The 26,685-nt window shown below is 70.7% G+C and carries 24 protein-coding genes; 11 read left to right on the forward strand and 13 right to left on the reverse strand.

Going from position 1 to position 26,685, the window contains the following annotated elements; translation table 11 throughout:
• The first annotated feature begins 69 nt into the window (after positions 1–69).
• Positions 70–1,491 carry a WGR domain-containing protein gene (locus tag ACSHV8_RS07345; RefSeq protein ID WP_436530678.1) on the forward strand — a complete coding sequence of 474 codons (1,422 nt, stop codon included), beginning with the start codon at positions 70–72 and terminating at the stop codon, positions 1,489–1,491.
• Positions 1,492–1,498: 7 nt separating this feature from the next.
• Here ACSHV8_RS07345 and ACSHV8_RS07350 read toward each other — a convergent pair whose 3' ends face one another.
• Together ACSHV8_RS07350 and ACSHV8_RS07355 are read right to left on the reverse strand one after the other, a co-directional pair.
• Positions 1,499–2,128 (reverse strand): AbfB domain-containing protein, encoded by a 630-nt coding sequence (locus ACSHV8_RS07350; protein WP_436530680.1) that lies wholly within the window; start codon positions 2,126–2,128, stop codon positions 1,499–1,501.
• Between the two features lie 92 nt (positions 2,129–2,220).
• On the reverse strand, positions 2,221–2,442 hold the full coding sequence (locus ACSHV8_RS07355; protein ID WP_436530682.1) for a hypothetical protein: 222 nt from the start codon (positions 2,440–2,442) through the stop codon (positions 2,221–2,223).
• 252 nt (positions 2,443–2,694) lie between these two features.
• Here ACSHV8_RS07355 and ACSHV8_RS07360 point away from each other — a divergent pair, with 252 nt between their 5' ends.
• Both ACSHV8_RS07360 and ACSHV8_RS07365 read left to right on the forward strand, forming a co-directional pair.
• Positions 2,695–3,567, forward strand: a complete 873-nt coding sequence (locus ACSHV8_RS07360; RefSeq protein WP_436530684.1) for a S8 family serine peptidase — start codon at positions 2,695–2,697, stop codon at positions 3,565–3,567.
• An 83-nt stretch (positions 3,568–3,650) separates the two neighbouring features.
• Positions 3,651–4,922, forward strand: coding sequence for a PQQ-dependent sugar dehydrogenase (locus tag ACSHV8_RS07365; RefSeq protein WP_436530686.1), 1,272 nt, complete (start codon positions 3,651–3,653; stop codon positions 4,920–4,922).
• Here ACSHV8_RS07365 and ACSHV8_RS07370 read toward each other — a convergent pair.
• From ACSHV8_RS07370 to ACSHV8_RS07380, 3 genes are all read right to left on the reverse strand, one after another.
• A complete protein-coding gene (locus ACSHV8_RS07370; RefSeq protein WP_436530688.1) occupies positions 4,895–6,382 on the reverse strand; it encodes a cellulase family glycosylhydrolase in 1,488 nt (495 codons plus the stop codon). The two genes, ACSHV8_RS07365 and ACSHV8_RS07370, sit on opposite strands and share 28 nt — an antisense overlap.
• 130 nt (positions 6,383–6,512) lie before the next feature.
• A complete protein-coding gene (locus tag ACSHV8_RS07375; RefSeq protein ID WP_436530690.1) occupies positions 6,513–6,953 on the reverse strand; it encodes a universal stress protein in 441 nt (146 codons plus the stop codon).
• Positions 6,954–7,035: 82 nt separating this feature from the next.
• Positions 7,036–8,961 carry an ABC transporter ATP-binding protein gene (locus ACSHV8_RS07380; RefSeq protein ID WP_436530692.1) on the reverse strand — a complete coding sequence of 642 codons (1,926 nt, stop codon included), beginning with the start codon at positions 8,959–8,961 and terminating at the stop codon, positions 7,036–7,038.
• A 151-nt stretch (positions 8,962–9,112) separates the two neighbouring features.
• Between ACSHV8_RS07380 and ACSHV8_RS07385 the strand changes: the two genes are divergently transcribed.
• The 4 genes from ACSHV8_RS07385 (at position 9,113) to ACSHV8_RS07400 (ending at position 12,140) form a co-directional block, all read left to right on the forward strand.
• Positions 9,113–10,423 (forward strand): radical SAM protein, encoded by a 1,311-nt coding sequence (locus ACSHV8_RS07385; RefSeq protein ID WP_436530694.1) that lies wholly within the window; start codon positions 9,113–9,115, stop codon positions 10,421–10,423.
• Between the two features lie 177 nt (positions 10,424–10,600).
• A complete protein-coding gene (locus ACSHV8_RS07390) occupies positions 10,601–10,924 on the forward strand; it encodes a MazG-like family protein (protein ID WP_436530696.1) in 324 nt (107 codons plus the stop codon).
• A gap of 51 nt (positions 10,925–10,975) precedes the next feature.
• Positions 10,976–11,614, forward strand: a complete 639-nt coding sequence (locus tag ACSHV8_RS07395) for a pentapeptide repeat-containing protein (RefSeq protein ID WP_436530698.1) — start codon at positions 10,976–10,978, stop codon at positions 11,612–11,614.
• 34 nt (positions 11,615–11,648) lie between these two features.
• Entirely contained in the window at positions 11,649–12,140 is a 492-nt protein-coding gene (locus tag ACSHV8_RS07400) for a hypothetical protein (RefSeq protein WP_436530699.1), read from the forward strand.
• A gap of 4 nt (positions 12,141–12,144) precedes the next feature.
• Here ACSHV8_RS07400 and ACSHV8_RS07405 read toward each other — a convergent pair whose 3' ends face one another.
• The 5 genes from ACSHV8_RS07405 to ACSHV8_RS07425 all read right to left on the reverse strand — a co-directional run bounded on the left by ACSHV8_RS07405 (position 12,145) and on the right by ACSHV8_RS07425 (position 16,606).
• Positions 12,145–12,876 carry a hypothetical protein gene (locus ACSHV8_RS07405; protein ID WP_436530701.1) on the reverse strand — a complete coding sequence of 244 codons (732 nt, stop codon included), beginning with the start codon at positions 12,874–12,876 and terminating at the stop codon, positions 12,145–12,147.
• 36 nt (positions 12,877–12,912) lie between these two features.
• Positions 12,913–13,887: an AraC family transcriptional regulator gene (locus ACSHV8_RS07410; RefSeq protein WP_436530703.1), complete on the reverse strand. Its 975-nt coding sequence runs from the start codon at positions 13,885–13,887 to the stop codon at positions 12,913–12,915.
• A complete protein-coding gene (locus ACSHV8_RS07415; protein ID WP_436530704.1) occupies positions 13,875–14,339 on the reverse strand; it encodes a DUF1772 domain-containing protein in 465 nt (154 codons plus the stop codon). The genes ACSHV8_RS07410 and ACSHV8_RS07415 overlap by 13 nt, the downstream gene beginning before the upstream one ends.
• A complete protein-coding gene (locus tag ACSHV8_RS07420) occupies positions 14,336–15,142 on the reverse strand; it encodes an NmrA family NAD(P)-binding protein (protein WP_436530706.1) in 807 nt (268 codons plus the stop codon). Before ACSHV8_RS07420 ends, ACSHV8_RS07415 begins: the two co-directional genes overlap by 4 nt.
• A gap of 75 nt (positions 15,143–15,217) precedes the next feature.
• The gene (locus ACSHV8_RS07425; protein WP_436536707.1) at positions 15,218–16,606 is read right to left on the reverse strand and encodes an MFS transporter; all 1,389 of its coding nucleotides are present in this window, start codon (positions 16,604–16,606) and stop codon (positions 15,218–15,220) included.
• A gap of 100 nt (positions 16,607–16,706) precedes the next feature.
• Between ACSHV8_RS07425 and ACSHV8_RS07430 the strand changes: the two genes are divergently transcribed.
• Both ACSHV8_RS07430 and ACSHV8_RS07435 read left to right on the forward strand, forming a co-directional pair.
• A complete protein-coding gene (locus tag ACSHV8_RS07430; RefSeq protein ID WP_436530707.1) occupies positions 16,707–18,311 on the forward strand; it encodes a hypothetical protein in 1,605 nt (534 codons plus the stop codon).
• Between the two features lie 155 nt (positions 18,312–18,466).
• Positions 18,467–19,072, forward strand: coding sequence for a DUF2267 domain-containing protein (locus ACSHV8_RS07435; protein WP_436530709.1), 606 nt, complete (start codon positions 18,467–18,469; stop codon positions 19,070–19,072).
• A gap of 68 nt (positions 19,073–19,140) precedes the next feature.
• Here the strand turns inward: ACSHV8_RS07435 and ACSHV8_RS07440 are convergent, their stop codons facing one another.
• Together ACSHV8_RS07440 and ACSHV8_RS07445 are read right to left on the reverse strand one after the other, a co-directional pair.
• Positions 19,141–19,671: a flavin reductase family protein gene (locus ACSHV8_RS07440; protein WP_436530711.1), complete on the reverse strand. Its 531-nt coding sequence runs from the start codon at positions 19,669–19,671 to the stop codon at positions 19,141–19,143.
• Between the two features lie 88 nt (positions 19,672–19,759).
• Positions 19,760–20,785, reverse strand: a complete 1,026-nt coding sequence (locus tag ACSHV8_RS07445; protein WP_436530713.1) for a LacI family DNA-binding transcriptional regulator — start codon at positions 20,783–20,785, stop codon at positions 19,760–19,762.
• Between the two features lie 184 nt (positions 20,786–20,969).
• Here ACSHV8_RS07445 and ACSHV8_RS07450 point away from each other — a divergent pair, with 184 nt between their 5' ends.
• A complete protein-coding gene (locus tag ACSHV8_RS07450) occupies positions 20,970–22,358 on the forward strand; it encodes a DUF1996 domain-containing protein (RefSeq protein WP_436530715.1) in 1,389 nt (462 codons plus the stop codon).
• Positions 22,359–22,477: 119 nt separating this feature from the next.
• Here the strand turns inward: ACSHV8_RS07450 and ACSHV8_RS07455 are convergent, their stop codons facing one another.
• On the reverse strand, positions 22,478–23,023 hold the full coding sequence (locus tag ACSHV8_RS07455; RefSeq protein WP_436530717.1) for a DUF305 domain-containing protein: 546 nt from the start codon (positions 23,021–23,023) through the stop codon (positions 22,478–22,480).
• Between the two features lie 152 nt (positions 23,024–23,175).
• Here ACSHV8_RS07455 and ACSHV8_RS07460 point away from each other — a divergent pair, with 152 nt between their 5' ends.
• On the forward strand, positions 23,176–26,577 hold the full coding sequence (locus tag ACSHV8_RS07460) for a discoidin domain-containing protein (protein ID WP_436530719.1): 3,402 nt from the start codon (positions 23,176–23,178) through the stop codon (positions 26,575–26,577).
• Positions 26,578–26,685 lie beyond the last annotated feature (108 nt).

The following is a 26,685-nucleotide window of genomic DNA, read 5'->3' on the forward strand; positions in this document are numbered from 1 at the left end:
TTTTTGTCAGACCCCTTCGCTACGGTTCCGAGCATCTTCCGACCGAGCCCATGGCGAAGGGTGGCTGTGATGCCTGCCGACACGACGTACCTCGAACTCTCCGAAGACAGCGGGAGCGCGCACAAGTTCTACGAGGTGACCGTCGACGGCACCGATCTGACCGTCCGTTACGGGCGGATCGGCGACCGCGGCCAGGTCAAGCTGTCGTCGTTCACCACGCCGGAGAAGGCGAAGGCCGAGGCGTCGAAGAAGATCGGGGAGAAGGTCCGCAAGGGGTACGCCCCGGCGGTCGCCGGCGGCCGGGCGAAACGCTCGGTGTCACGCCGTCAGATCGTCAGCACGCGATCGACGGCGACCCGCGCGCCGATCCTGTGGCGCTACGCGTCGGGCAGCCCCGCGTTCGGCATCTTCGTCGACGACGACGTCTGCATGGTCGGCAACGAGAGCGGCCTGATCACCACGCTCGGGCACGACGCCACCGTGCGCCGGCAGTTCCGCCTGCCCGACGGCGTGAAGTGCATCGTCGCCGACGACGGCTGGATCTACGCGGGCTGCGACGACGGGAACGTGTACGACCTGTCCGGCAAGATCCCGCGCCTGGCCTACCGGATCGCCCCGGAGATCGACATCTACTGGCTGGACATCCACGACGGCGTGCTCGGCGTCTCGGACGCCAACGGCGGCATCTCGGCCATCGACCACGAGGACGAGTTCCTGTGGCAGCGTCCCGGCTGCGGCCGGGCGGCGTGGATGGTCCGCTGCGACGCCGACGCCGTGCATCACGGCCACTCGGCCGGCGTGACCAGCTACGACTGGCGCACCGGGCGCGAGCTGTGGCACACCAAGACCGGCCCGGTCCTGTTCGGCTGGCAGGAACGCGACACGCTGTACGCCGGCACGGCCACCCGCCAGGTCGTCGAGCTGGGCAAGGACGGTCGCGAGCGCCAGGTCTACCGCTGCGACGCCGCGGTGTACTCGTGCGCCACCGCCGAGGACGGGCGGTACGTGTTCGCCGGCGACAACTCGTCGTCCATCTACTGCTTCGACACCAACGGCACCCGGCTGTGGAAGCTCTCCACCGGCTGCGGCTCGGCCTTCTCGATGCAGTACCGCAACGAGCGTCTCTACATCGTCACCACCGACGGCTCGCTCGCCTGCATCGACGCCAGTGAGGCGGCCATCCAGGCGGCTGTCGACGGCACGATTCCGGAGGCCGTCGACGTCAAGGCGCCGCCGCGCATCCAGGCGGTCGTGCCGTCGACCACCGTCGAGGTGATCCACGAGGCGACCGACGGCGTGCTCGTCGAGTGCGTCGACGTCGGCGGCCGGCTGCGGATCCGGGTGCTGTCGTCGGGCTACCACGACGACTGGGTCGTCCAGTTCCCGAAGGGGATCCGTGAGCCGGGCAGCCGCTTCGTCGTCACCGGCGTGCGCGAGGCCGCCCGCGGCGGCTTCTACCGGGCGTACGGGGAGATCCGCCGCCTCCTGTGAGAACCGGTCAGGACGCGGCCTGGAGGCTGAACGTGCTCTCGGCCTCGAACGAGTCGTCACCGGTGGGCTTGTCGATGTAGAGGTCCGTGCCCCGCCGGTGCAGGAAGAAGTCGGGGTAGTTGATCGACCGGACCCGGAACGACCCGGCCGGTTGATCGTCCTCGGCGCAGAAGGTCGCGTCCTTGCGGAACAGCTCGGAGTCGTCCTTGGCGTCGAACCGCAGCCGGTAGTCGAAGTGCCGCAGATACTTCCCGTCCTCGTCCCGGAACGTGAAGCACGAGTCGTCGGCCAGCCCGGCCACCACCGTCAGCGGCTCCGGCACCTCGGCGATCCGCGCGTACTCCCCGGTGACGGTCAGATACCGGTCCTTCGCGTCGGCCGGCGAGACCAGCCACGTCCCGGTGGCCAGGCCGTCCGGCGCCGGGGCGGCGGCGGGCGAGGCCGCGGCCGAGGAGACGACCGGTGCGGCGGCCACGGAGGAGGCGCTCGCCACGGGTTCGGTGGCCGGATCGCGCATCACCACGTACGCGCCGGCGGCCACGACTATCACCGCGGCCGCGCCCACCAGGGTCAGCACGCCGGGGTGCAGACGGCGGCGTTCCCGGGTGCCGGCGCCGCCAGGGCCGTAGATCGTCATCGCTGTTCCTCCTGGTACGGGTGCGACCGATCACTTTACGAGGCGGCCGCCCGCGGGTGAGGCATCCGGGGGGATGCCCCACCCCAGGGGGTTCAGCTGGCGTCGGCCAGGGCGGCGAGCGCCTGGGCGGCCCGGAAGTACTTGTTGCGGCCGAGCTCACCGATGGTCTTGACGCCGAGCGCGTCGCGAATCAGCTTGCCGCCGTTCTCGCTGACGCCGGCCAGCGCCTCCACGGGCGCGTCCAGGATCTCCTCCAGGGACTTGTCCTGCCACGACTTGTCGAGAACCTTGCTCAGGTCGGCGGTGACTGCCACTTTTCCTCCGCATTGGTCGAATCGACCCGTACCGGATGGTTCCGGAGTGGATCTTCGGCCGCGAAGCCTAGCCGATCCGCGTGAACCGGAGGCAGAGGGCTGCTGGGTTGCATATGGCCAGCTCAAGCACGGTTTTCCCGCCGTCCCGGGGCGGTCGTGACGGTGCGACCTGGGCACGTCACGACCCGTGACTCCGGTTTCTTGGGCATCGGTGCCGATGCCGCGACTGCTCCCGGTCACCACCGTGGAGATATGAGAAGAGCAGTAGCCGCGGTCGTCGCCGCACTGACCGTCCTGTCCCTGGCCGTGGCGGCCCGGGCGGCGGTCGCCGAACCCGGGGCCGATCACTACATCGTCGTCCTGCGTCAGCCGTCCGCCGTGTCGAAGCGGCTCGGTCTGCACGCCGACCGGGAATTCCACTACGCGCTCACCGGGTTCGCCGCCGCGCTGTCCGATTCCGATCTGGCCGCGCTGCGTGCCGACCCGGCCGTCAGGTACGTCGAACCGGACGGGACGGTCGTGCCCGACGCCGGCGGGCCGTACCGCGCCGACGTCGGCGCGAGCACGTCGACCGGGGCCGGGGTCACCGCGTACACGGTCGACTGCGGTGCCCACGGCGACGAGGCGTCCGCCGTTCTGCGGTACTGGGCGCCCGGAGTCCGCGAGTACGGGGTGCAGGCGTGCGGCACGACGTCCGCGGTCCTCGCCGCCGTCGACGCGATCACGGCCGAACGGGTCGGGCCGACGGTGGTCGCTCTCGGACTCAGCGGCTCACCGTCGCGCGCCCTGGACGACGCGGTGGCCGCCTCGGTCCGCAGCGGCGTCGTCTACACGGTCACGGCCGGCGGCCGCGGCCACGACACCTGCGGATATTCGCCGTCCCGGTCGTCGGCGGTGATCACCGTCGGCGCGAACCCGCGGCTCGATCTCGGCCCGTGCGTCACCCTCTTCGCCGGCACCCCGGTCGTGGCCGCCGCGGCCGCGCGCTACCTGGAGAATCATCCGGCCGCGCACCCGGCCGCCGTGAAGAACTGGCTGATCGGCAACGCGGCCAAGGGCATCCTGCACAACCTGCACGGCGACACCCCGAACCGTCTGCTGCAGCTCGGCGAGCCGACCGGCTGAAAAGCGGCCGGCCGGTTCCGGGTTTTCCACCGGACCGGCTTTCGCCGCGCGCCCGCCCGCGTCCGGCGAGTACGGTCGTTCGGGTGACGGCGGTGATGCGTTCCCTGTTGACCGGAACCCTGGTTCTCACCCTGATCGGGTGCTCGGCCACCGGCGAGAAGTCGGAGGCCGCGCCCCCGGTCCCGGAGGCTGCGGCGTCGATGGCCGACGTCCCCGTGCGCCCCCTCCCGGGCACCGGCGCGGCCCCGTTCGACCGGCCCCGGTCGATGCGCGCCCCGGCCGGCTGGTCGATCGAGGTCTGGGCCCGGGTCCCGGCCGCCCGCCTGCTGGCCTGGACCCCGGACGGCCGGTTGCTGGTCTCCCGGCCCAAGATCGGCGACGTCGTCGAGCTGACCCCGGGCGCCACCCCGCAGCAGACCACCCTGGTCAGTGGCCTGAACCAGCCGCACGGCCTGGCGTTCCAGGGCGACACCCTCTACGTGGCCGAGAGCGATCAGGTCGACACCTTCTCCTACGCCGGCGGGGCGGTGAGCGGGAGGAAGGTCGTGATCGACGGCCTGCCCGACGCGAAGAGTCCCGAGCTCGGCGGCGCCTACGCCCACGCGCTGAAGAGTGTGGCGGTGGGCCGTGACGGCACGATCTACGTCTCGGTCGGTTCGACCGGCAACGTCTCGGCCGAGGATCGGGCGGCCACTCCGGAGCGGGCGACCATCCTCAAGGCCCCGCCCGGCGGTGGTTCGCCCACGGTGTTCGCCCGGGGTGTCCGCAACGGGACGGGGCTGGCCGTCGCCCCGGACGGCGCGGTCTGGACCGCGGTCAACAACCGGGACAACGTCGCCGACCCGGCCGACGGCCAGGTCAAGCAGACGTATGTGAACGACCACCCCTTGGAGCCGCTGGCGAAGTTGACGCAGGGGCGGGACCTCGGTTGGCCGTACTGTAATCCCGATCTTGATCGTAGTTGGGACCGCGATTACCAGCTGAACCGCGACGGCGCCAAGCTCGACTGCTCGCGGCTTCCGGAGATCGAGCAGGGGATGGGCGCGCACTCGGCGCCGCTGGGTCTGAGCTTCGCGACGCTGCCGGCGCCGTTCGGAGCGGGCGCTCTCGTCGGTGTCCACGGCTCGTGGAACCGGAATCCGCCCCGCGCGCCCGAGGTGTCGTTCTTCGCCTACGCGGACGGGAATCTCGGCCCGCAGCGCACCCTGCTGGGCGGCTTCCAGGACGCCGACGGCAACCGCTGGGGTCGCCCGGTCATGGCCGTGCAGGGCCCGGACCAGGCCATTTACGTCAGCGACGATCAGGCCGGCGCGATCTATCGGGTCAGTCAGGACATCGCGACGTCGTCGAAGTAGACGATGCCGCTGTTGTCGGCCGACTTCAGGTGCAGCTGCACACTGGCCGCGCCGGCCGGTGCGACCGTGTCCACCAGCAGCTTGGTCCAGGTGGTGTTGCCGACCGGTAGCCGGTTCGAGGTGCTCTCGCTGATCCACTTGCCGTTGGCGTCGAACCAGCTCAGCGAGATCTCGGTGATGCCCGTGGCGTTGAAGCCGCGGGCGTAGGCCTCGGCCCGCCACTTGTAGCCGGCCTGCACCGGCGTGATCGGCGCGGTCCGCATCGACGGCAGCCCGGCGGTGGTGCGGCTCGTGCCGGCGAATTTCAGCGAGTAGGTGCCGGTGCGCGCCATCCCGGTGACGACCGTGCCCACGCCCGCCTCGGGCTGGTTCGCCTTCCACACCAGTTCGTTGGCCGGCGCCTCGAAGCCCAGGTTGAGGTACGTGTTCGGCATGGTCCCGGTCGTCCATGCGGTCCTGACCACGGACGCGGCGAGCTTGGCCGTCCCGTCGGCCCGGTACAGGCCGAACGTGTACTGCCCGGGGATCGTCGACACGTTGGACTGCGCCGGGATCGCACCGTTGGAGAAGTCGTTGAGCGTCCACGGCGCCACCGACCCGACGCCGGCCTCGGCGGCCGCGCGGTACACCCGGGCCAGGTAGGCGGCCTGCTCGCCCTCACTGGTGGCGCCGCTGCTGAGCCCGGTCTCGCCGATCACGATCGGGCTGGGGGAGACGGCGGCCTGCGCCTTGCGGATCTCGGCCAGTGACCGTTCCGAGTTCCCGTAGAAGTGGAAGTCGTAGTAGTCGAGCGGCGACCCGGTCAGCGCCGCCTTGATCTTCGCCATGCCGCCGGCGCCGGTGCCGCCGTCGACCGACAGGGTCAGCGGCATGGCCGGGGCGATCGCGCGGACGGCCGGGATGATCTGTTTGACCCAGGCGACCGCGGCGGTGTCGTCCGGCTGGAACTCGTTCTTCAGCTCGACCGCGATCACCCGCGGGTCGTCCTTGTACGGGTCGAGGATCGCCTTGGCCCAGGCCACGCTCTTGGCCACCTCGCTGTAACCCTCCCACCAGTCGAAGAGGGTCAGCTTGACGGTCAGCCCGTAGGAGTCGGCGATGCTGACGAACTTGCGCAGCTTCTCCAGGTAGTCGGCCTTCGGCGTCGGGTAGCCGAACGCGTCCGGGAACACGATGATCCGCACGTTGTTGGCCCCGAGGCTCGCGGCCTTGGCCAGGTCGGCGTCGGTCGCGACCGGGTTGAAGTTCATCCACATGGCCGACCAGCCGGCGTCCGACGGGTAGTAGTTGATCGTCTTCGCGATCTTGACCGTGGCCAGCCGCCCGGCCAGGGTCGGCGCCGCGGCCGTGGTCGCCCCGGTCGCGGCCTGCGCCGGTGAGGCCGTCCCGATCGTGCCCATCAGCATCGAGGAGACCACAAGTGAGGAGGTCAGGAGGATGCTGCGGCGTCGGATACTCATCGGGGGGACCTCTCACCGGGTTGCTTTTCGGGGGCGCCCCTTTCGATCGGCGGGTATCACCCGGGTTGCAGGCCTTGACTGATGGCAAAGAAGTTGCAGCTCGGTAGCATGGATCAAGATCAAAATCCGCTTACGGTACGACCGTGACCGGCCATTTCCCGCAGCGGACGAGTTTGATCGGCAGCGATCCGGTGATCCGGTGCAGCAGGCTCGCCGAGCGCCCCACGATGACCGCGTCGGCGTGCGCCTCGCAGGCCGCGGCGGTCAGCTCCGCGAACGGCTCGCCGGTGCGCACCACCAGTTCCGCGGTCACGCCGAGCTGCGGAAGGTATGCGTCGAAGGTGGACCGCAGCTCCTTCTCGACCGCGTCCTGCGCATCGATGGCGGTGACCGCGGCGCACCCGCCGGCGTCGGCCAGCGGCAGCAACGTCGGTGGATTCGCCCGCACGTAGACGGCGATCAGCCGGCACCGCTGCCGCCGGGCCAGGCCCACCGCGTAGGCCGCCGCCCGCAGCGACGACGTCGATCCGTCGATGCCCACCAGGATCGCGCCCGGTCCGTCCGTACCCATAGCCGGCCACCCATTAAGTGAACGTGCAGCGTTCAGTTAAGCCGACTGTATCCCGACGGCAACCGTTCAGCAATGAACGTCCTCAGTCGGCCCGGTACCCGGCCGCCTGCAGCGTGAAGAGCTGCGCATACGTCCCCCCGGCGGCCATCAGCTCGTGATGCGTCCCCGACTCGATCAGCTGCCCGCGGTCCAGCACGAAGATCCGGTTGGCGTGGGTGATGTTGGCCAGCCGGTGCGTGATCAGGATCGTCGTGTGCGTGCCCTGCCGGTCCCGCAACGCCTGGAACAGGGCGTCCTCGGCCCGCGGATCGAGCGCCGACGACGGCTCGTCCATGATCAGCAGCGGTGCGTCGCGCAGGAACGCGCGGGCCGCCGTGATCCGCTGCCACTGCCCGCCGCTGAGGTCCTGCCCCTCCTTGAACGTGCGGTCCAGCAGCGTGTCGTACCCGTGCGGCAACTCCTGGATCATCTCGTGGGCCGCCGCCCGCAGCGCCGCCGCCTCGATGCGTTCCGGGTCGGCGGCGGCGTCGACGTCACCCATCGCGATGTTGGTGGCCGCGCTGAACGGCCACTTGTGATGCTCCTGCAGCGCCACGCCGATCTGCCCGCGCAGCCCGGCCACGTCCCACTCCGGATAGGACCGCCCGTTCCAGCTGATCGTCCCGGACGACGGCTCGCGCAGTCCGGCGATCATCGCGGCCAGGGTGGACTTCCCGGATCCGTTCTCGCCGACCAGCGCGATCGTCTCACCGGCCCGGATCGTGAGGCTGACCCGGTCCACGGCCGGGCGGTCCCGGTCCGGGTATTCGAGGGTCACCTCGTGGACGGTCAGCTCCCGCAGCCGCCCCGGCACCGGCCGGTCCGGACCGATCGGCGGCAGGTGCTCCCGGGCCGCGCCGAGGAACCGTACGTACTCGTTGAAGAACTGCCCGCTGGCGTAGACCCGATCCACCTGGAACGTCACCAGCGACAGCGCCCGCTGAGCCGCCTGCACCGCGATCACGCAGGTCGCCGCCGCCGCGAGGGGGATCTGCCCGTCCAGCAGCAGCGTCCCGAGCAGCGCGTAGACCCCGGCCAGCGCGATCCCGCCGATCGACGCGCCGACGCTGGTCGTGGTGGTGACCCGCTGCGCGACGGCCAGTTCGACGGTGATCTGCGCGCCCATCACCCGGTCGTAGAGTCCGAGCAGGAACCCGCGAAGTCCGTACGAGCGCAACTCGGCCGCCGACACGCGCTCGGCCATCAACTGCTGCAGCACCCACTGCCGCCGCCGGCGCGTCGAGCTGGCCAGGTAGCTCTGGAACCGCACGTGCCCGGCCCGCAGCGCCGCGTACCCGGTCGGCACGGTCGCCACCAGCAGCGCCAGCAGCAGCAACGGGTGCACGGCGACCACCGCGATCATCACCGCGAGCAGGCTGACCACCCCGGCGAACAGGTTCATGGCGTTCTGCACGAGCTCGATCGCGGCCTCGGTGCCCCGGGTCGCCCGTTCCATCCCCTCGGCGAACGTGTCGTCGTCGAACGCCTCCAGCTCGACCGCCGAGGTGTGCTCGAACAGCTCCCGCTCGACGACCAGCCGCACCCGGGGCGTCAGCCCGTTCAGCGCGTAGCCGACCGCCATGCCCAGCCCGCCCCGGATCGCCGTGGCCGCGGCCAGCCAGATCAGCGCCGGCAGCGCGGCCCGGACCCGGTCCGGCGTGGGCCCGCCGGAGAACAGCTGGATCAGCACCTGCTGGGTGGCGAGCAGCCCGAACGCGGCCATCGCGCCGCTGCCGACGGTCGAGACCGCGACCAGCAGGGTGCGCATCCGGTCGGCCCGCCAGGCGACCCGGACGGCCTTGCCGATCAGGCCGGGCAGTTCGGCGAAGACGCCCAGGATGCCGGCGTCGGCGCGGGCCCGCACCCCGGTCTCCCACCAGCTCGGGCGAAGCTCGGGGAGGACGGCCTGGGTGGTTTGCTGAGGAATGGTGTGATCGGGACGGACGGTCGTGGGCGTCACACGAGTCATGCTTATACCGCTATCCGACCGCACCCGGACAGGCTGTCGGGCTTCCGCCAAACGTGGCCCGCTGTCCTTCGCGTCACGCTCGCGGCTCCGCCGTTCGTCACCCGATCAACGGCGGCCTAGCCTGGGGGTGAACCGAACGCCAGGAGGAAGCATGGAGTCACGCACCGACCTCGTCGAGGACTTGATGAGCCGGTTCCCGCACGTCCCGCGGGAAGCCGTGATCAAGGAGGATCTGCTGCGTGGCGGCCTGGCGTTCGACGACTCGGCGCTGACCGACAACGAGAACGGCGACGTCAAACCCAAGTCGTACTTCATCTTCTCGTTCGACCTGCGCACCCTGCCCGAGCTGGGCCAGGCCGCCCTGCAGCGCCCGCCGGAGGAGATCGTCCTCACCGGCGGCCCCTATGACCTGCGTCGCACGGTCGTCTCGGTGCGGATCAACCCGGCTTCGCCGTACCGGGTGAAACCGGACGCCGACGGCCGGCTCACCCTCTTCCTGGAGGACCGCCCGATCGCCGAGGTCGGCCTCCCGCCGATGCCCGAGTACTACCGGCACACCCTGGCCAACGGCAAGCAGGTGATGGAGGTCGCACCCACCATCCAGTGGGGCTACCTCGTCTACCTCACGGTCTTCCGCGTCTGTCAGTACTTCGGCGCCAAGGAGGAGTGCCAGTACTGCGACATCAACCACAACTGGCGCCAGCACAAGGCCGCCGGCCGCCCGTACACCGGTGTCAAACCGATCGACGAGGTCCTCGAAGCCCTCGCGATCATCGACAAGTACGACACGCTCAAGACGTCCACGGCGTACACGCTGACCGGCGGCAGCATCACCTCGCAGGTCGGCGGCAAGGCCGAGGCCGACTTCTACGGGCAGTACGCGCAGGCCATCGAGGAGGCGTTCCCCGGCCGCTGGATCGGCAAGGTCGTCGCCCAGGCCCTGCCCAAGCCCGACGTGCAGCGCTTCAAGGACTACGGCATCCAGATCTACCACCCGAACTACGAGGTCTGGGACAAGCGCCTGTTCGAGCTGCACTGTCCCGGCAAGGAGCGTTACGTCGGCCGCGAGGAGTGGCACCGCCGCATCCTCGACTCGGCCGAGATCTTCGGCCCGCGCAACGTCATCCCGAACTTCGTCGCCGGCATCGAGATGGCCGAGCCGTTCGGTTTCCGCACCGTCGACGAGGCGATCGAGTCGACGACCGAGGGTTTGCAGTACTTCATGTCCCGCGGCATCACCCCGCGTTTCACCACGTGGTGCCCGGAACCGACGACCCCGCTGGGCAAGACCAACCCGAACGGCGCTCCGCTGGAATACCACATCCGCCTCCTGGAGGCGTACCGCGCCACCATGGAGGCCAACGGCCTGACCAGCCCGCCCGGCTACGGCCCGGCCGGCGCCGGCAACGCCGTCTTCTCGGTCAGCTCGTTCATGGACAGCCTCCCGGCCGAGGAAAAATAGAAGATCACATTCTTTATTGCCTCGGTCCGCCGGGGTACAGACCGTCGCTCCCGCGGGGACCCTTGCGGTCCTCGCAGGGCGCTGGCGCGCCCAGGACGCGAGGCCCGCAAGGGCGACGTGGCCGGGTGGTTGCGGTCAGAGCAACACACCCGTCCACGGGCCCGGCATGATGGCGGCGTGAGCGACGACATCATCTGGTCCGAGGCCCGCCGCTGGCGGGCCCACCTGGACGCGAACAACGGCACCGACCGGGCCGAGCTGACCCTGCGCATCCTCAAGATCACCGAGGAGGCGGGCGAGGCGGCCCAGGCCTGGATCGGCGTCCAGGGCCAGAACCCGCGCAAGGGCGTCACCCACACGGTCGACGACGTGGTCGCCGAACTGGCCGACGTCGTCTTCACCGCCCTGGTCGCGATCGCCAGCCTCGACGCCGACCCCCACCGGGCCGTCACCGCCGTCGCCGAGAAGGCCGCCGCCTACATCCCGCCCGGCCGCCCCTGAGCCGTCCCGCCCCGGCCTCGCCGGCCCGGCCGCGCCCGGTACGGTGCCTGCATGGGTGTCCCGGAAGATCTAGCGTTCGCCAAGCATCTGGTCCCGTTCACCGGGAGGCTGGAGCGCGACGAGGACTACACCGGCGCCCACCTGGACGGCGGCGAGTTCGACGACCTGGCGGCCACCGGCGCCCGCTTCGACGAGTGCGCGTTCACCGGGGTCACGTTCACCGGCGGCGACCTGTCCGGCGCCCGCCTCAGCGACGTCGGCATGGCCCGCACCCGCTGGATCGGCACCGCCTGGTCGGAGACCGACCTGCTCGACGTCACCATCGCCGACAGCGTCCTGGCCGGCGTCCAGGCCCACGGCGGCACCTGGCGCCGCGTCGTCCTGCAGGGCTGCAAGCTGGACAGCCTCAACCTGCGCGCCACCCGCCTGTACCAGGTCGAGTTCCGCGACTGCGACCTGACCGAGGTCGACTTCGGCTCGGCCACCCTGACCGGCGTCACGTTCCCGGGTTCCAGCATCTCCCGGGCCCGTTTCACCCGCACCACGGTCAAGAAGCTGGACTTCCGCAAGGCCCGCTCCCTGGACGTCGCCGAGGGCTGGGACTTCCTGCGCGGCGCGATCATCGACCACGACCAGCTCCAGGAGTCGGCCCAGGCCTTCGCCCAGACCCTCGGCATCCAGGTCCGCTGAACCCGGCGAGCGCCCGGCTGCGATCATCATCGATGTGATCAGATGGCGGCGCCCGTATCCCTGGACCTTCATGGACATCGTCGGCGCGATCTTTACCGTGGTCGGCACCGGCTTCGCGATCGTCCTGGCCGTCGCGGTGGTGACCACCGCGCCCCGGCTCGAGGAACTCTCCGGGGTGCTGGCCGCCGCCGTGTTCCTGGCCGTCTGGCTGACCGCCGTCAACCGCCTGACCAGGGCCGGCATCTACCTCAGCGACCACGGCGTCCGCCTGCGCGGCGTCTTCCGCACCCGCACGTTCGTCCGTGCCGAGATCGCCGAGGCGGTGTCGGCCCCGGCCGAGCTGTTCGGCCGCCCCACCGCCCGCCAGGCCATCTGGCTCGTTCTGCGCGACGGCACCCGCATCGAGGCCCCGGTCCAGGAGCGCACGTTCTACCGCAGCACGCCCCTCACCAAGAACAGCGGCGCCGTCCTCGCCCCGTCCCGCTTCGCCGAAACCCTGACCGCCGTCAACCAGCACGTGGCCTAGGCGTTCAAGCGGGCTTCGAGGTCGTACCGCTGAAGTCGACGACGTCGGCCGGTGCCGGCGCCCGGATCTCCGGGGTGGCCCCGCCGAACTCGGCGAAGGTGAGCACCTCCAGCTGCGATCGGTCCATGCGCAGCGGGTAGGGCTCCCCGCTGGTGGCCACGTAGACGGTGACCGCGCCCATGCTCACCGCGATCGCCGGCACCCCGTTGACCACCTTGGCTTCACCCCTGGTCGCGTTGCCACCCGGCGGGAGCAGCAGGTTGACGACGAACTCGGTGGTGACGAAGTCCCCGAAGACCTCTTCGTCCGGGGCGACAGCGGTCCACCGGCCCTTCATCGCCCCGTAGAACCGGCGGGCCGGTTCGCCGCCCATGGTCTGGGCCAGGATCTGTTCGCTCGGCCGGATCCAGTGCTTGCCGCCGACGGTCACCGTCTCCTGCTTCGACGCGCCGATGGCGGTCCACCCGCCGGCGTCGGCCCCGGCGAGTCGCATGTCGAACGACCACAGTTGCGGATCGGTGCCCGGCCGGTTGTACAGCGTGCCGTGGTACAGGGCTCCGCGGACCCGGAACGATGTGGCGGCCTTGAGCGCGTCCTGCGCCCGGGACATGATCTCCCAGGCGGCCAGGTCGGCGACGCCGTTGGCCGGTGACGCCTCCGGCGCCGGTTTTCCGAGGTGGACGCCGCACCCGCCGAGCAGGGCGGCCACGGCCACGAAAACCACGACGATCTTCACTTCTTCGATCCCCCGTAGATCTGCTGCCGGGCGACCCTACGTGAGGATCACGACGGGGGAGGGGCCGGGGTCGTACGCGGTGAAGTGCTTTTCCGGGTTCTGCCGCCGGAATTGCTGGGGGCTGACGCCGCGCTCGCGCTTGAACGCCGCGCTCAACGCGAAAGCGCTGCCGTAACCCACCTGCCGCGCCACCGCCTCGATGGTCGTGTCGGGGGAGCGCAGCAGGTCGGCCGCGAGGGTGAGCCGCCAGCCGGTCAGGTACGCCATCGGCGGCTCCCCGACCAGTTCGGTGAACCGCCGGGCGAGCAGCGACCGGGACACTCCGGCCCGCGCGGCCAGGGTCGCCACCGTCCACGGCCCGTCCGGCGCCGAGTGCAGCAGGCGCAGCGCCGGTCCGACGATCGGGTCCGACCCGGCCCGGTGCCAGGCCGGGACGCCGGTGTCGGCGCTGGCCAGCCAGGCCCGCAGCACGGAGACGAGCAGCAGGTCGAGCAGCCGGTCCAGCACCAGTTCCTGCCCCGGGTCGTTGCCGGTCATCTCGGCGGCGAGCAGTCCGACCAGGGTGCGGTCGGTCGCGGCGGCCGGTTGCACGAGCACGGTCGGCAGCGCGCCGAGCAGGCGGCGGCTGATCTCGCTCTCCAGCTGGTACGTCCCGGTGATCATCTCGGTGCCGCCGTGGACCGGGTCGCCCCAGCTGCGCACCCCGAGGTGTTCCCGGGGCACGCCGTCCACGGTGGTGCACAACTGGCCCGGGTGGATGATCGTCTGCCACGGTGTGGCCGGGTCGTCGGCCACCGTGTACGGCTGCGGGCCCCGGATCACCGCCACGTCCCCCGGATGCAGGGTCACCGCCGTGTCGTGGACGATCTGGGCCGACCCGCGCACGAGCGTGACCAGGGTCAACGGCGCCTCGTCCTGGATCCGCAGCGCGAACGGCGGCTCCAGCACGGTGCGCAGCAGGAAGGCGCCCCGGGCGCGTGGCCCGTCGAGCAGCCCGGTCAGCGTGTCCACCCCGCAACCATGCCACGCCCGAGGCAGGCCAGCGCGATCGTGCTCAGCACCGTGCGGAGGTCGTTGACCGGCACCCACGTACCCTCGAAATCGTTCCTGGCCCTCGCCGCGTCGGCCAGGGAGGCGGCGGCGAGCTGGTCGTTGAGCGGCACCTCGACGCCCATCGTGAGGACGAGCACGACCAGGTAGAGGGCGGCCGCGGCGACGATCCAGCGGTAGGGGCGCCCGGCCCGCGCCAGCAGCACCGCCGCGATCACCGGCAACACCAGCGCGCCGGCGAACACCACGAAGAACAGCCCGTTCTGGATGGCCGCGTTGAACTGCTGCATCGCGGCCACGAACGTGCGGTCGTCGGTGGCGTGCAGGCCGGGCATGACCGACGTGGTGAACGCGAAGAAGACCCCGGCCATCAGACCCAGGCACGCCAGCGCGGCCGTGAGCAGGGCTTTCACTCGACGTCCCAGACACCGGTGGCGGCCGCGGCCCGCGCGTAGTCACGGAAGTCGCGGGGGTCCCGTCCCAGGGCTTCCCGCACGCCGTACCCCACCTTGGCGTTTCTTCCGTCGGTGACCAGCTCGAACAGGTCGGCGAACTCCTCCGGCAGCCCCTCAGCCCGCAGCGCCGCGACATAGTCGGCCCGGCTCACCGGGGTGAATCGGATCTCGCGGCCGGTCGCCGCGGAGATCTCGGCCGCGACCTCGCGGAAGCTGATCAGTTTCGGTCCGGTCACGTCATAGGTACGGCCGTGGTGCCGCCCGTCGGTGAGCGCCGCGGCGGCCACCTCGGCGATGTCGCCGGCGTCCACGAACGGCTCGGGCGCCTCCCCGACCGGGAGCACGATCTCCCCGGCCACGACCGCGGGCCGGAAGAACGCCTCGCTGAAGTTCTGCGCGAAGAAGCTCGCCCGCACGATCGTCCATTCGACCCCCGATTCGCGTACGGCGTCCTCGGTCGCCTCAGCCGCAGGTTCCCCCCGCCCGGCCAGCATCACGATCCGCCGCACCCCCTGCCCCACGGCCTGCCCCACGAACCCCCGCACGGACTCCACCGCCCCGGGAAACGCCAGGTCAGGCTGGTAGCACAGGTAGACCGCCCGGATCCCGTCGAGCGCCGCCGCCCACGTGTCCGGCTTCTCCCAGTCGAACGGCGGCGTCCCCGCCCGTGATCCGATCCGGACATCGGGCAGCAGCCGCGCCACCCGTCGCCCGGTCTTGCCCGTCCCGCCGGTCACCAGTGTCTTCATCGTCTCTGTCATGCCCCCAGTCCACCGCCGAACCGGTGGAGGAACCATGGCCACGAATCCTCGATGCATACGCGAGCGTCCACGCGGCTACGCGGCGGCGGACTCCCGCTCGCGTCGCCCGGCGAGAACGTCGGCGGTGGCGGCGATCAGCGCGGCCACCACGAACGCGATCGTCACCGACAGTGATGTCCGGAAGGCCAGCCCCCAGTCACCACCGTGATGCGCGAGCCGGTTGAAGAAGACCGCACCCACCCCGGCGATGCCGAGCGCGGTGCCGATGCGCTGCCCGGTCTGCAGGACCGCGGCCGCGCTGCCGGCCCGCCGCACCGGCACCTCGCCGAGCGTCAGCGTCTGGTTGGGGCTGATCACCAGACCGCTGCCCAGCCCGGCGACCAGCAGTGGAAGCACCGTGGCCCACCCGGCGGCGCTGCCCGTGACGACGTGCAGGACCGCCACCGTGCCGCCCAGCCCGAGCGCGACGACGACCAGACCGGCGACCACGAGGGTACGGCCGGTCCGGTCCACCGTGCGCCCGCCGATCGCCGCCGTGACCGCCGACCCCAGTGCGAACGGCGTGATCGCCAGCCCGGCCTGTAACGCCGAGTAGTGCAACCCGTTCTGCAGGAACAGTGTGTACGTGAAGAAGATCGACGTGAACCCGCCGAAGTAGAGGATCCCGACGAGCGCGCCCAGCGCGTACGACCGCACCCGGAACAGTCCGAGATCGACCACCGGCGTGGACCGGCGCCCGAACCGCCGTTCCCAGGCCCAGAACCCGGCCAGCACCGCGGCGGCGGCCACCACGAGCAGCCACTTGGCCGAACCGGCCCACTCCCGCTCCTGCACCAGCGGCAACAGCAGCAGGAACACGCCCACGCCGAGCAGGCCCACGCCGACCGGGTCGAGGCTGTCGTGGTCGCGCTCCTCGGGCGGCCGGGCCGGGATCCAGCGGTGCCCGAGCGCGATCGCGGCCAGCCCGATCGGCACGTTGATGTAGAAGATCCACCGCCAGCCCTGCTCGGCCCCGAACCCCTGGATGAGCAGCCCGCCGAGCAGCGGCCCGACCGCCGTGGACACCCCGATCGTGGCGCCCAGCAGCCCGAACGGCTTGCCGCGCTCGTGCGGCTCGAACAGCTGCTGGATCAGCCCGGAGACCTGCGGGTTCACCACGCCGGCGGCGGCGCCCTGGACGAGTCGCGCCACGATCAGCCACAGCGCGCTGGTGGCCAGCCCGGCCGCCGCGCTGGCCAGGGTGAACAGCGCCAGGCCGAGGATGAAGACGTTCCGGCGGCCGCGGGCGTCGCCGTACCGCCCGGCCGGAACCAGCAGCAGCCCGAACGTGAGGGCGTAACCGGACAGCACCCACTGCAGCTCACCCGAGCCGAGGTGCAGGTCGGCGCGGATCGACGGCAGCGCCACGTTGACGATGCTGACGTCGAGCAGGGTCATGAAGCCGGCGACCAGGGCGACACTCATCGCCTGCCAGCGGTTTTGCGATGTCACGACCGGCAGGTTTCCCGCCGCCCACCCCGGCAAACGGATATCAGATTTGCTCGATATCACTAGGGTGGCGCGCATGACCTCGAACGCGCTGCGGCGATGCGTGACGACCCTCGTCGCCCTGGTGATCGCCGGGATCGGGTGGCTGATCGTGGACGGCCACTCGTCGTCGCCGGACGCGCTGAACCGGGAGTCACAACGCCTGATCCAGGCGTACCAGCCGGAGTGCGACGGCAAGCTGATGCACCCCGGCGACACGTGCATCGCCTTCGGGAGCGGCTCCGACGACGTCCGTGGCACCTACTCGGAGCGGATGGAGCGCTACCGGGACCAGAACCAGCCGGAGGACCTGGCCCGCGGCGACCGGCGCTGGCGGTGGGCCGGTTACGTGCTGTTCGGCCTGGCCGCGCTGCTGCTGCTCGTCGTGGTGCGCCGGCAGTGGGTGGTGTGGCGCACCCCGGCCGGGAGGCGCGCGCTCGCCGCCGAGCACAACTGGATCTACGCCGGGTCCGATCCGATGGGCGCGTCCAGCGCGGGCCTGCCGGCCTACCTCCCGGCCGGCCCGGCGAGCCGGGACATCGTCACCGGGCACCGGAACGCCGTACGCTTCCAGATCTTCTCCTATGTGCGGACCGGTCGCGAGGAGCAGGAGGCGTGCGTGGTCACGCTGCCCGTCGCGGTCCCGCGCATGGTCGTGATCCCCGGCCTGGAAAGCCCGTTCAGCGACGACACCGGCCCCGAGGCGCGGGCGCTGCTGGTCGCCCGGTTCGGGATCAAGCCGAAGGACTACTCGGTGCCGGCGTTCGCGGCCGAGGGCACCCGGCTCGTCCGGGCCCGGTCCCCGCAGGCGTCCCCGGCCCGGATCGAGAAGTTCGTCGACGAGACCATCGACCTGAGCCGGCGCCTGGTCACCGCGCTCACCACCGAGGACGCCGCCGCCGAGCAGGCCCGGGTCGACGACTTCCGCCGCGTGGCCGGCTACACCGTGCCCGCCCCGGTGCCCGCGCCTCTCGGCGGCACCGAACCGAAGGCACCGATCACGGCCCGGATCGTCTGCGCGGTGATCGGCGCTGCGATCTCCTACGGCGGGGTCAGCCTGTTCCGCTCGGGCCATCCGGTCTGGGGCACCCTGGTCTCGCTGCTGGGCGCGCTGTTCCTGTTCGGCGGCCTGGCGATGCTCGTCTCCAGTCTCCGGGTGCGCCGCGGCCGCCCGCGCTTGGCCGCCGCGCAGTCGGCCACGTTCCAGCGCCGCGACGCCGACCTGATCACCCGGCTCGGCCTGCCGATCCTCGACGCGGGTTCGCCGGGCGCCGCCTACCTCGTCTCCGGTCATCGCAACAGCCGCGAATTCCATGTCTTCGAGTACGCGGACAAGGGCGGCACCGCCGGGACGGCGTTCGCGGTCCGTCATCCCACGGCCGGGCTGCCGCTGCTGTCCCTGCGCGCGCTCGGCGACCGCCGCAAGGAGAGCTCCGAGGACGGGCGGCGGCTGCTGAGCGACGAACTGCTGGCCCGGCTGGACCAGGTGAAGGCCGGCACGTTCTACGCCTCCGGGGACTGGATCGTCGGCAAGAACGACGACGCCCTGGCCCCCACCGGGGAGAGGACGCTGGCCCGGCTGGACTCCCTGGCCCGCGCGGCCGACCTGCTCACCGCCGAGTCCCGCCGCGTCCTCGGCTGACCCCGGTCCGGTGTGATCATGCCGGCCGTGGCGCTCGCGGCCGGCTCCCGGTTCGGTGAAGTACCCGACAGTCCCGTTTGGAGGGGATTTCCGCGGGTACCCGGGTGCGCCCCGGCACGCGACGGCCGACGCCGGGGCGCGAGGAGGCGCCACCCATGGACCAGCACGATCTGCTGACCCGTATCCAGAGAAGCGGTCGCCTGCACGGCCGCAACGAGAGCCGCCGGGTCACCGCCACGGTGCTCGGCGTACTGAGCGAGCTGCTGCCCGCATCGGCGTACCGTCGCCTGACCGCCCACCTGCCGGAAGACCTCCGGCGTACGCTGCCCCGGCCCGAGTCCGACCGGATCGTCGAGATCGTGGACTGCCGCCGGTTCCTGGACCGGGTCGCCGACCGCCTCTACACCGACGGCGGGGACGCGGCGTTCCTGGTCCGCGCGGTGCTGTCCGAGCTGAACGCGACGGCCGACTCCGCCCACCTGCTGCCGCGCCCGGTCGCGCCGTACCCGGTGCCGCGTGCGGTGTCGCCGGCCGAGGTCGCGCACCTCGTGCCGACGGACCTGCGCGCGCTGTTCCGGTCCCGGCCGCTGGAGCCGTGGACCGTGGACGCCGGTGCCTCCGGGATGGAGGCCCTGCTGCGGGGCACGAGCCGGCCGCTGATCGCGGAGCGCCCGACCCGGGCCGTGCCGGCCGAACGCCCGATCCGGGTCGCGGTGAACGAGCGGCCGACCCGCATCCCGACCGCCGATGCGAAGGTGTGAGCCCGCCCGCTATCTCCGGACCAGGCCGGCGCTGCCCATCGGGCTGAACAAGCCCCGGCAGCGCGGCCTCACTCGGCGGTGAGCCGCCCGAAGGCCGACCGGTGGAACACCAGCGGCCCGAGCTCCTCCGCCTGATCGGCCGGGTGATCCACCCCGTGCAACCGGAGCAGGATGATCGTGTGGTCCCCGGCCTCGACCTCGCGATAGATCGTGGTGTCGAACCGCGCCAGCCCGTCGTCGATGGTCACGGCCCCGTCTTCGCTGACGGACGCCTGGATGCCTTCGAAGCGATGCGCCACCGGCCCGGCCAGCTGCCGGCAGATTGCGCTGTGGTGCGCGGCGAGCACGGTCACCCCGAGGTGGTCGGCGCGTCGCAGGTCGGGCCAGGTCTTGGACGTGTTCGCGATGGAGAACGAGACCAGTGGCGGGTCGAGGCTGACCGAGGTGAACGAGCTGGCGGCAAGCCCGACGAGCCGGCCGTCGACGGAGGCCGCGACGGCGACGACTCCACTGGGAAAGACACCGAAGGCCCGCCGCAGGCGGATCGGGTCCAGGTCCTGGTTGGTCACGAAGGCCGCGGGGGTCTGCGAGATGGTCATGTGAGGGTGTCCTTTCCGACGACCGACCCCAATCTATATCGGGCCTATAGGTTTTCGGAAGTATTGGAGACGTCACACAACGCATCGGTCATGCTGACTGGCGGCTCACCAGGGTGGGCTCGTATATGACCGAACTTACCCGGGCCGCCGGATCCTCCACCCGGGCCAGGAGAAGTTTGGCAGCCTCGGCGGCCATGTCCTCCAGCGGATGGCGCACGGTCGTCAGCGTCGGCCGCGCGGCCAGGGCGGCGCTGCTGTCGTCGAAACCGACCACCGCCACGTCCTCCGGCACCCGTTTCCCGGCGTCCCGCAGCACCAGCAGCGCACCGAGCGCCATCAGGTCGTTGGCCACGAACACGCCGTCCAGTTGCTCCGGCATGAGAGCCCGCATCGCCCGCTCGCCGCTGTCCTGGGTGAAGTTCCCGGCCGCGGACGGAACCCAGGCGTGCCCGTGCCGGGCCATCGCCCGCTGGAAACCGGTGATCCGGTCCTGACTGGCCGGCACGTCGGCCGGCCCGGAGATCATGCCGACCCGCTGGCAGCCCCGGGCGACCAGGCGCTCGGCGGCCAGCGCGGCGCCGGTCTCGTTGGCCAGGTCGACGTAGCTGATCGGCACCGGTTCGGCCGGCCGCCCGATCAGCACGGCCGGGATCCGGGCGTCGGCCAGCAGCCCGGGCAGCGGGTCACGGGCGGGCAGCGACAGCACCACGGCGCCGTCGGCCTGCCCGTTGCGCAGGTCGCCGATCAGGCGCTTGTGCCCGTCGGCCCCGACCATCTGCAACGCCAGCTGCACCCCGGCCGGCCGCAGCACGCTCATCAGGCCGCCGACGACCCGCCCGAAGTACGGATCCGCGAAGAACCGGCTCATGAAAGGATCGTCGTCGTGCGTCTCCGAGTCGGAGACGACGAGCGCCACCGTGCCGGTGCGCCGGGTGACCAGGGAGCGGGCCAGCCGGTTGGGCACGTAACCGGTCTGCTCGACGGCGGTCCAGACCAGCTGATGCAGCTGCGGGTCGACGTTGCGGACGCCGTTGACGACCCGCGAGACGGTGGCCCGCGAGACGCCGGCCACGCGGGCTACGTCCTCGAGCGTCGGTAGCCGGTGGCTCTGCATGCCCGTGTTTATAGCACGCGACGGAGAGCGCTTTCCGCCCCGCCGGTCGTGCCGGCCGATTCGCCGCCGGCTGGGCGGTTCGCGATGTTCCGGAACCCCAAACCATTGACGTACGTGGTCAGCCGCTCGAAAACTGGAAAGCGCTCTCCAAGCGTTCCGTCCTCCAAGCCTTGGGAGATCCCCCGTGCACCTGAAGAAACTGCTGGCGCCGTTGGCGGCGCTCGCACTGGTCAGCGCCACGCTGACCGTCACGCAGTCCGCCTATGCCGCGGACACCCTGCTCTCACAGGGCAAGCCGGCCCTCGCCTCCTCCACCGAGAACGGCGAGTCCCCGGCCATCGCCGCCGTCGACGGCCGCTCCGACACCCGCTGGGGCAGCCTCTGGGCCGACCCGCAGTGGCTGCGCGTCGATCTGGGCGCCACCGCCACGATCACGCAGGTCAAGCTGCAGTGGGAGGCGGCGTACGCCAAGTCGTACCAGATCCAGACCTCGCCCGACGGGAACACCTGGACCACCGTCTACAGCACGACGACGGGCGCCGGCGGCAACCAGACGCTGTCGGTCAACGGCTCCGGCCGGTACGTCCGGATGTACGGCACCCAGCGCGGCACCGGCTACGGCTACTCGCTGTACGAGTTCCAGGTCTACGGAACGTCGTCGGTCACGCCGCCGGCCTCCGACGGCCCGGGCTACGTGATGGCGAACCCGCCGGTCACCGGTGTCGTCCCGTCCACCAAGGTCCCGCCCGCCCAGAACCCGCCGGTCACCCACCGCGAGTTCCAGGCCAACTGCTCGGTCAGCCGCACGAACCTGAACGACGACCCGATCGTCTTCCCCGGCCTGCCCGGCGCCTCGCACTCGCACACGTTCATGGGCAACCGCACCACGAACGCCAACACCACCCTCGCCTCGCTGCAGGCCGGCACCACCTCGTGCATCACCCCCGGTGACCGCACCGGTTACTGGATGCCGACCCTGCTCAACGGCGACACCGCCGTCCAGCCGGACGGACCGCAGGTCATCTACTACAAGAGCGGCGTGATCGACTACACCAGCGTCCGCCCGTTCCCGCCGGGCCTGCGCTACGTCGTCGGCAGCCCCACCTCCACCCTCGACGAGTTCCGCAACCACCCGGGCGCGGTCGAGGGCTTCGAGTGCGGCGACCTCACCCGCCAGTGGGACATCCCGGCCAACTGCGTCGCCGGCTCCCAGCTCAACGTCCGCTTCCAGGCCCCGAGCTGCTGGGACGGCCTGCACCTGGACACCCCCGACCACAAGAGCCACATGGCGTACCCGATCGTCGGGGTCTGCCCGGCCTCACACCCGGTCGCCGTCCCGATGATCGAGTTCAAGATGGCCTGGCCGGTCTCCGGCAACATGGCCAACGTCCACTTCTCCAGCGGCCGCGGCTACTCGTTCCACTACGACGTCTACAACGCCTGGGACCCGGCCGTCCTCGCCGCCCTCACCACCCACTGCATCAACGGCGGCCTGCAGTGCAACCCGCGCGGCTTCGACCAGTACAAGCCCGACCGCGGTGCCGCCCTCAACGAGAACTACGAACTTCCCTAAACCCCCTATCGGGTACGCGATGAGCGCCCCCACCGACAGCCCCCGGCCGGGGCGCCAGCACAGCCTGCCCCCGGCCGGGGCGCTCCCATTCTTTGGATAACACTTTTCCGCGAAATATCTCAGGAATCTTTCTGGAGATCCTTCAGGGTCGCCTCACGTGTTTCGATAATGCGGCCCGCCAGCTCCTTCGTGCGCGTTTCGGCCCCCGCCGACTGCTCGCTCAGGGCCAGCTTGTGGCCCTGCTCCAGGTGTTCCCGGACGCTCGTGGCCAGCACCTCGTCGAATGCCGCCCCGCTCAGCCCCGTCGCCCGGGTCAGCAGCTCCGGGGTCACCATCCCCGGCATCGGCATCCCCTTGTGCTGGTTCTCGGCCGGCATCCCGGCCTCGTCGTGCAGCTGCCGCAGTTCGGCCAGCTCGGCGTTCGTGAACGTCTTGACCTGCTCGGACGTCGCCTTCAGGGCCCCTGAACGGCCGTGGCTGGGTGCGAGGTCGAGCAGCGGCAGCAACTCCTCGTCCATCGCGATGTTGATCTCGATCCAGGCCAGGTCGGTGCCGCCGAAGGCCGGTGGGCCGGGGGACGGCGGGACCGGCGGGACGGTGGGGGAGCCGCACGCGGCGAGTCCGAGGGCGAGGGCCGCGACGAGCAGGCGGGGATTCGCATTCACGAGCCGGAGCTTGCAGTTCCGGAACCGTGGATGTCAATGGGAAGTATTGACCTCCGGCAACATGAGCGAAACAATCGCGTTCGCTTGGAGAGCGCTTTCCCTGTTCCGGAACTAATCGTCCCCCATGGGGTGTGATCATGAGTCAGCTACCCGTGCACGGTCGGCGTAGACCTGTCGTCGCGGCAGTCCTCGCCCTGTTGCTCGGCCTCGCCGCGGTCGCCGTCACGACCGCCGCCAGCGCCGCCGACACCCTGCTCTCGCAGGGCAAACCGGCCACCGCCTCGTCGCAGGAGGGCGCTGACGTCGGCCCGGCCAACGCGTTCGACGGCAACGACGGCACCCGCTGGTCGAGCCAGTTCGCCGACCCTCAGTGGATCCGCGTCGACCTGGGCGCCACCGCCACGGTCACGAAGGTCGTGCTGCAGTGGGAGGGCGCGTACGCCAAGTCGTACCAAATTCAGACGAGTCCGGATGGCAATACCTGGACCAACGTCTACACCACCACAACCGGCCCCGGCGGCACCGAGACCCTGACGGTGAACGGCAGCGGGCGATATGTCCGGCTGTACGGAACTGCCCGCAGCAGCGGCTACGGCTACTCGCTGTACGAGTTCAAGGTCTACGGCTCCACCGGCTCGACCACCTCGACCGGCGACTGCACGACCAACGCCGCTCAGGGCAGGCCGGCCACCGCCTCCTCGGCCGAGGGTGCGGACGTGGGCGCCGACAAGGCCTTCGACGGCAACACCGGAACGCGCTGGTCCAGCCTGTTCGCCGACCCGCAGTGGATCCGCGTCGACCTGGGCGCGACCACGGCGATCTGCGGCGTGGCGCTCCAGTGGGAGAGCGCCTACGGAAAGTCGTACCAAATCCAGACGAGTCCGGATGGCAACACCTGGACCAACGTCTACACCACGACGACCGGCCCCGGCGGCACGGAAAATCTCAATATTTCGGGTAATGGGCGATACGTCCGGCTGTACGGCACCGTGCGAAGCGGCGGCTACGGCTACTCGCTCTACGAGTTCAAGGTCCTGACCACCGGCGGAACCACCCCCACGAGCCAGCCGCCCCAGGACCCCAACTACACCACGGTGTGGCAGGAGAACTTCGACGGCACCGCCGGCACCTCCCCGAGCACCGCGAACTGGCTGCTCCGCACCGGCACCCAGTATCCCGGCGGCGCCGCCAACTGGGGCACCGGTTCGGTCGAGACCGCCAGCGACTCCACCACGAACGTCGCCCTCGACGGCGCCGGCAAGCTGAGCATCAAGGCGGTCCGTGACGGCGCCGGCAAGTGGACCTCGGGCCGCATCGAGACCCAGCGCACCGACTTCAACCCGCAGCCGGGCGAGCTCCTCAAGTTCAGCGCCGTGCTCAAGCAGCCCGGTGTCACCAGCGGCCTGGGTTACTGGCCCGGTTTCCGCGCCACCGGCGCCGCCTACCGCGGAAACTTCACCAACTGGCCGTCGGTCGGTGAGACCGACATCATGACCGACGTCAACGGCCGCGACCAGCTCGCGCAGACCCTGCACTGCGGGACGGCCCCGGACGGCCCGTGCGCCGAGTACACCGGACGATCCTCGGGCTTCGCCTCCTGCGTCGGCTGCCAGGCCGGCTACCACGAGTATTCGCAGGTCATCGACCGGACGAAGACCGACGAGGAGATCCGCTTCTACCTCGACGGCCGGCAGACCTGGGTGGTCCGCGAGTCGCAGGTCGGCGTCACCGCGTGGGACGCCGCCGTGCACCACGGCTTCTACCTGCGGCTGGACCTGGCGATCGGCGGCTCCCTGCCGAACGCGATCGCCGGCGTGACCACGCCGACGGCCGACACGACGAGTGGAGGCGTGCTCAGCGTCGACTCGGTGACCGTGTCCAAGCAGACCGGTACGGCCGCGGCGGCGATGACCGACCCGGCGATCCCGGCCGGCCCGAGCGTCGTCAAGGTCACCGGCACCCAGGGCAACTGGACGCTGACGGTCAACGGCACGCCGTGGACGGTCAAGGGCATGACCTACGGCCCGCCGCAGGCCGCCGCCGACGGGTACATGCGCGACCTGAAGAACATGGGCGTCAACACGATCCGCATCTGGGGTCCGGACGCGAACACGCCACTGCTGCTCGACACCGCGGCCCGCTTCGGGATCAAGGTGATCGTCGGATTGTGGCTCAACCACGGCGCCGACTACGTGAACGACACCGCCTACAGGACGGCGGCCAAGGCCGACGTGCTGAACTGGGTGAACCAGCTCAAGGGCCGGCAGGGCGTGCTGCTCTGGGACGTCGGCAACGAGGTCATCCTGGAGATGCAGAACTACGGGCTGTCCGCGGCCGAGGTCGAGGCGCGACGGGTGGGTTACGCGAAGTTCGTCAACGAGCTGGCCGACGCCATCCACGGCGCCGACCCGAACCACCCGGTGACCTCGACCGACGCCTACACGTACGCGTGGACGTACTACAAGCAGTACTCGCCCTCGCTCGATCTCCTCGCCGTCAACTCGTACGGCGCGATCGACACCGTCAAGCGGGACTGGATCGCCGGCGGCTACACCAAGCCGTACATCCTCACCGAGGGCGGCCCGGCCGGCGAGTGGGAGGTGCCCAACGACGCCAACGGGGTGCCGACCGAACCGTCCGACCTGCAGAAGAAGGCCGGTTACGCGTACAGCTGGAATGCCATCAAGGGACATGCGGGCGTGGCGCTCGGCGCGACCGAGTTCCACTACGGCCTGGAGAACGACTTCGGCGGGGTGTGGCTGAACACCACGACCGGCGGCTGGCGACGGCTCGGCTATGCCGCGCTGCGCGAGGCGTACACCGGTCAGCCGGTGCCGAACACGGCGCCGGAGATCTCGGCGATGACGGTCAGCACGCCGACCGCGGTGCCGGCCGGCGGGACGTTCACCGTGAGCACGACCACGACCGACCCGCAGGGCGACACCATCCGCTACAACCTGATGGCCAGTGACAAACACATCAACGGCAACAAGGGCCTGCGGTACCTGACCTACACCCAGACCGGGGACGGCCAGTTCACTGTACGGGCCCCGGAGACCCTCGGCGTCTGGAAGGTCTACGTCTACGCCTACGACGGCCAGGGCAACGTGGGCATCGAGCAGCGCTCGTTCAAGGTCGTCCCGCCGGTGATCGCCGGCACGAACCTGGCCCGCGGCAGGACCGTCACGGCGTCGACGTACCAGCCGACCGGTACGAACGGGCCGCAGCTGCCGTCGTACGCGGTCGACGGCGACTACGGCACGCGCTGGGCCAGCGAGTGGGTCGACACGTCCTGGCTGCAGGTCGACCTGGGGTCGGTGCAGTCGTTCGACAAGGTCGCGCTGGCCTGGGAGGCGGCGTACGCGACGTCGTACCAGATCCAGACCTCGAACGACGGCAACAGCTGGACCAACGTCTATGCGACGACCGCGGGTGACGGCGGGTTCGACACGCTCTCGGTCAGCGGATCCGGACGATATGTCCGGGTGAACAACACGGCCCGCGCCACGGCGTACGGCTATTCGCTCTACGAGTTCGGCGTGTATCGCTCCTGATCTATCTACAGCACTAGGTGAGGCGCGTCCAGGGCTCGGTCGGGCGCGTCTCACCCTGCTTTATGGATGCGGAGGTCAGGTCATGCTGCGAGGCAGCACGAACCACCT

It is taken from the genome of Actinoplanes sp. HUAS TT8 (genome assembly GCF_051380535.1).
Lineage (GTDB): Bacteria > Actinomycetota > Actinomycetes > Mycobacteriales > Micromonosporaceae > Actinoplanes.

Bases quoted from the DNA above. Each gene is read 5' to 3' on its own strand.
- ACSHV8_RS07420 (WP_436530706.1), bottom strand. From the start codon at position 15,142: ATGACAGAGACGATGAAGACACTGGTGACCGGCGGGACGGGCAAGACC.
- ACSHV8_RS07345 (WP_436530678.1), top strand. From the start codon at position 70: ATGCCTGCCGACACGACGTACCTCGAACTCTCCGAAGACAGCGGGAGC.
- ACSHV8_RS07430 (WP_436530707.1), top strand. From the start codon at position 16,707: ATGACCTCGAACGCGCTGCGGCGATGCGTGACGACCCTCGTCGCCCTG.
- ACSHV8_RS07375 (WP_436530690.1), bottom strand. From the start codon at position 6,953: ATGGGTACGGACGGACCGGGCGCGATCCTGGTGGGCATCGACGGATCG.
- ACSHV8_RS07440 (WP_436530711.1), bottom strand. From the start codon at position 19,671: ATGACCATCTCGCAGACCCCCGCGGCCTTCGTGACCAACCAGGACCTG.
- ACSHV8_RS07395 (WP_436530698.1), top strand. From the start codon at position 10,976: ATGGGTGTCCCGGAAGATCTAGCGTTCGCCAAGCATCTGGTCCCGTTC.
- ACSHV8_RS07385 (WP_436530694.1), top strand. From the start codon at position 9,113: ATGGAGTCACGCACCGACCTCGTCGAGGACTTGATGAGCCGGTTCCCG.
- ACSHV8_RS07350 (WP_436530680.1), bottom strand. From the start codon at position 2,128: ATGACGATCTACGGCCCTGGCGGCGCCGGCACCCGGGAACGCCGCCGT.
- ACSHV8_RS07445 (WP_436530713.1), bottom strand. From the start codon at position 20,785: ATGCAGAGCCACCGGCTACCGACGCTCGAGGACGTAGCCCGCGTGGCC.
- ACSHV8_RS07435 (WP_436530709.1), top strand. From the start codon at position 18,467: ATGGACCAGCACGATCTGCTGACCCGTATCCAGAGAAGCGGTCGCCTG.
- ACSHV8_RS07360 (WP_436530684.1), top strand. From the start codon at position 2,695: ATGAGAAGAGCAGTAGCCGCGGTCGTCGCCGCACTGACCGTCCTGTCC.
- ACSHV8_RS07425 (WP_436536707.1), bottom strand. From the start codon at position 16,606: ATGAGTGTCGCCCTGGTCGCCGGCTTCATGACCCTGCTCGACGTCAGC.
- ACSHV8_RS07380 (WP_436530692.1), bottom strand. From the start codon at position 8,961: ATGACTCGTGTGACGCCCACGACCGTCCGTCCCGATCACACCATTCCT.
- ACSHV8_RS07370 (WP_436530688.1), bottom strand. From the start codon at position 6,382: ATGAGTATCCGACGCCGCAGCATCCTCCTGACCTCCTCACTTGTGGTC.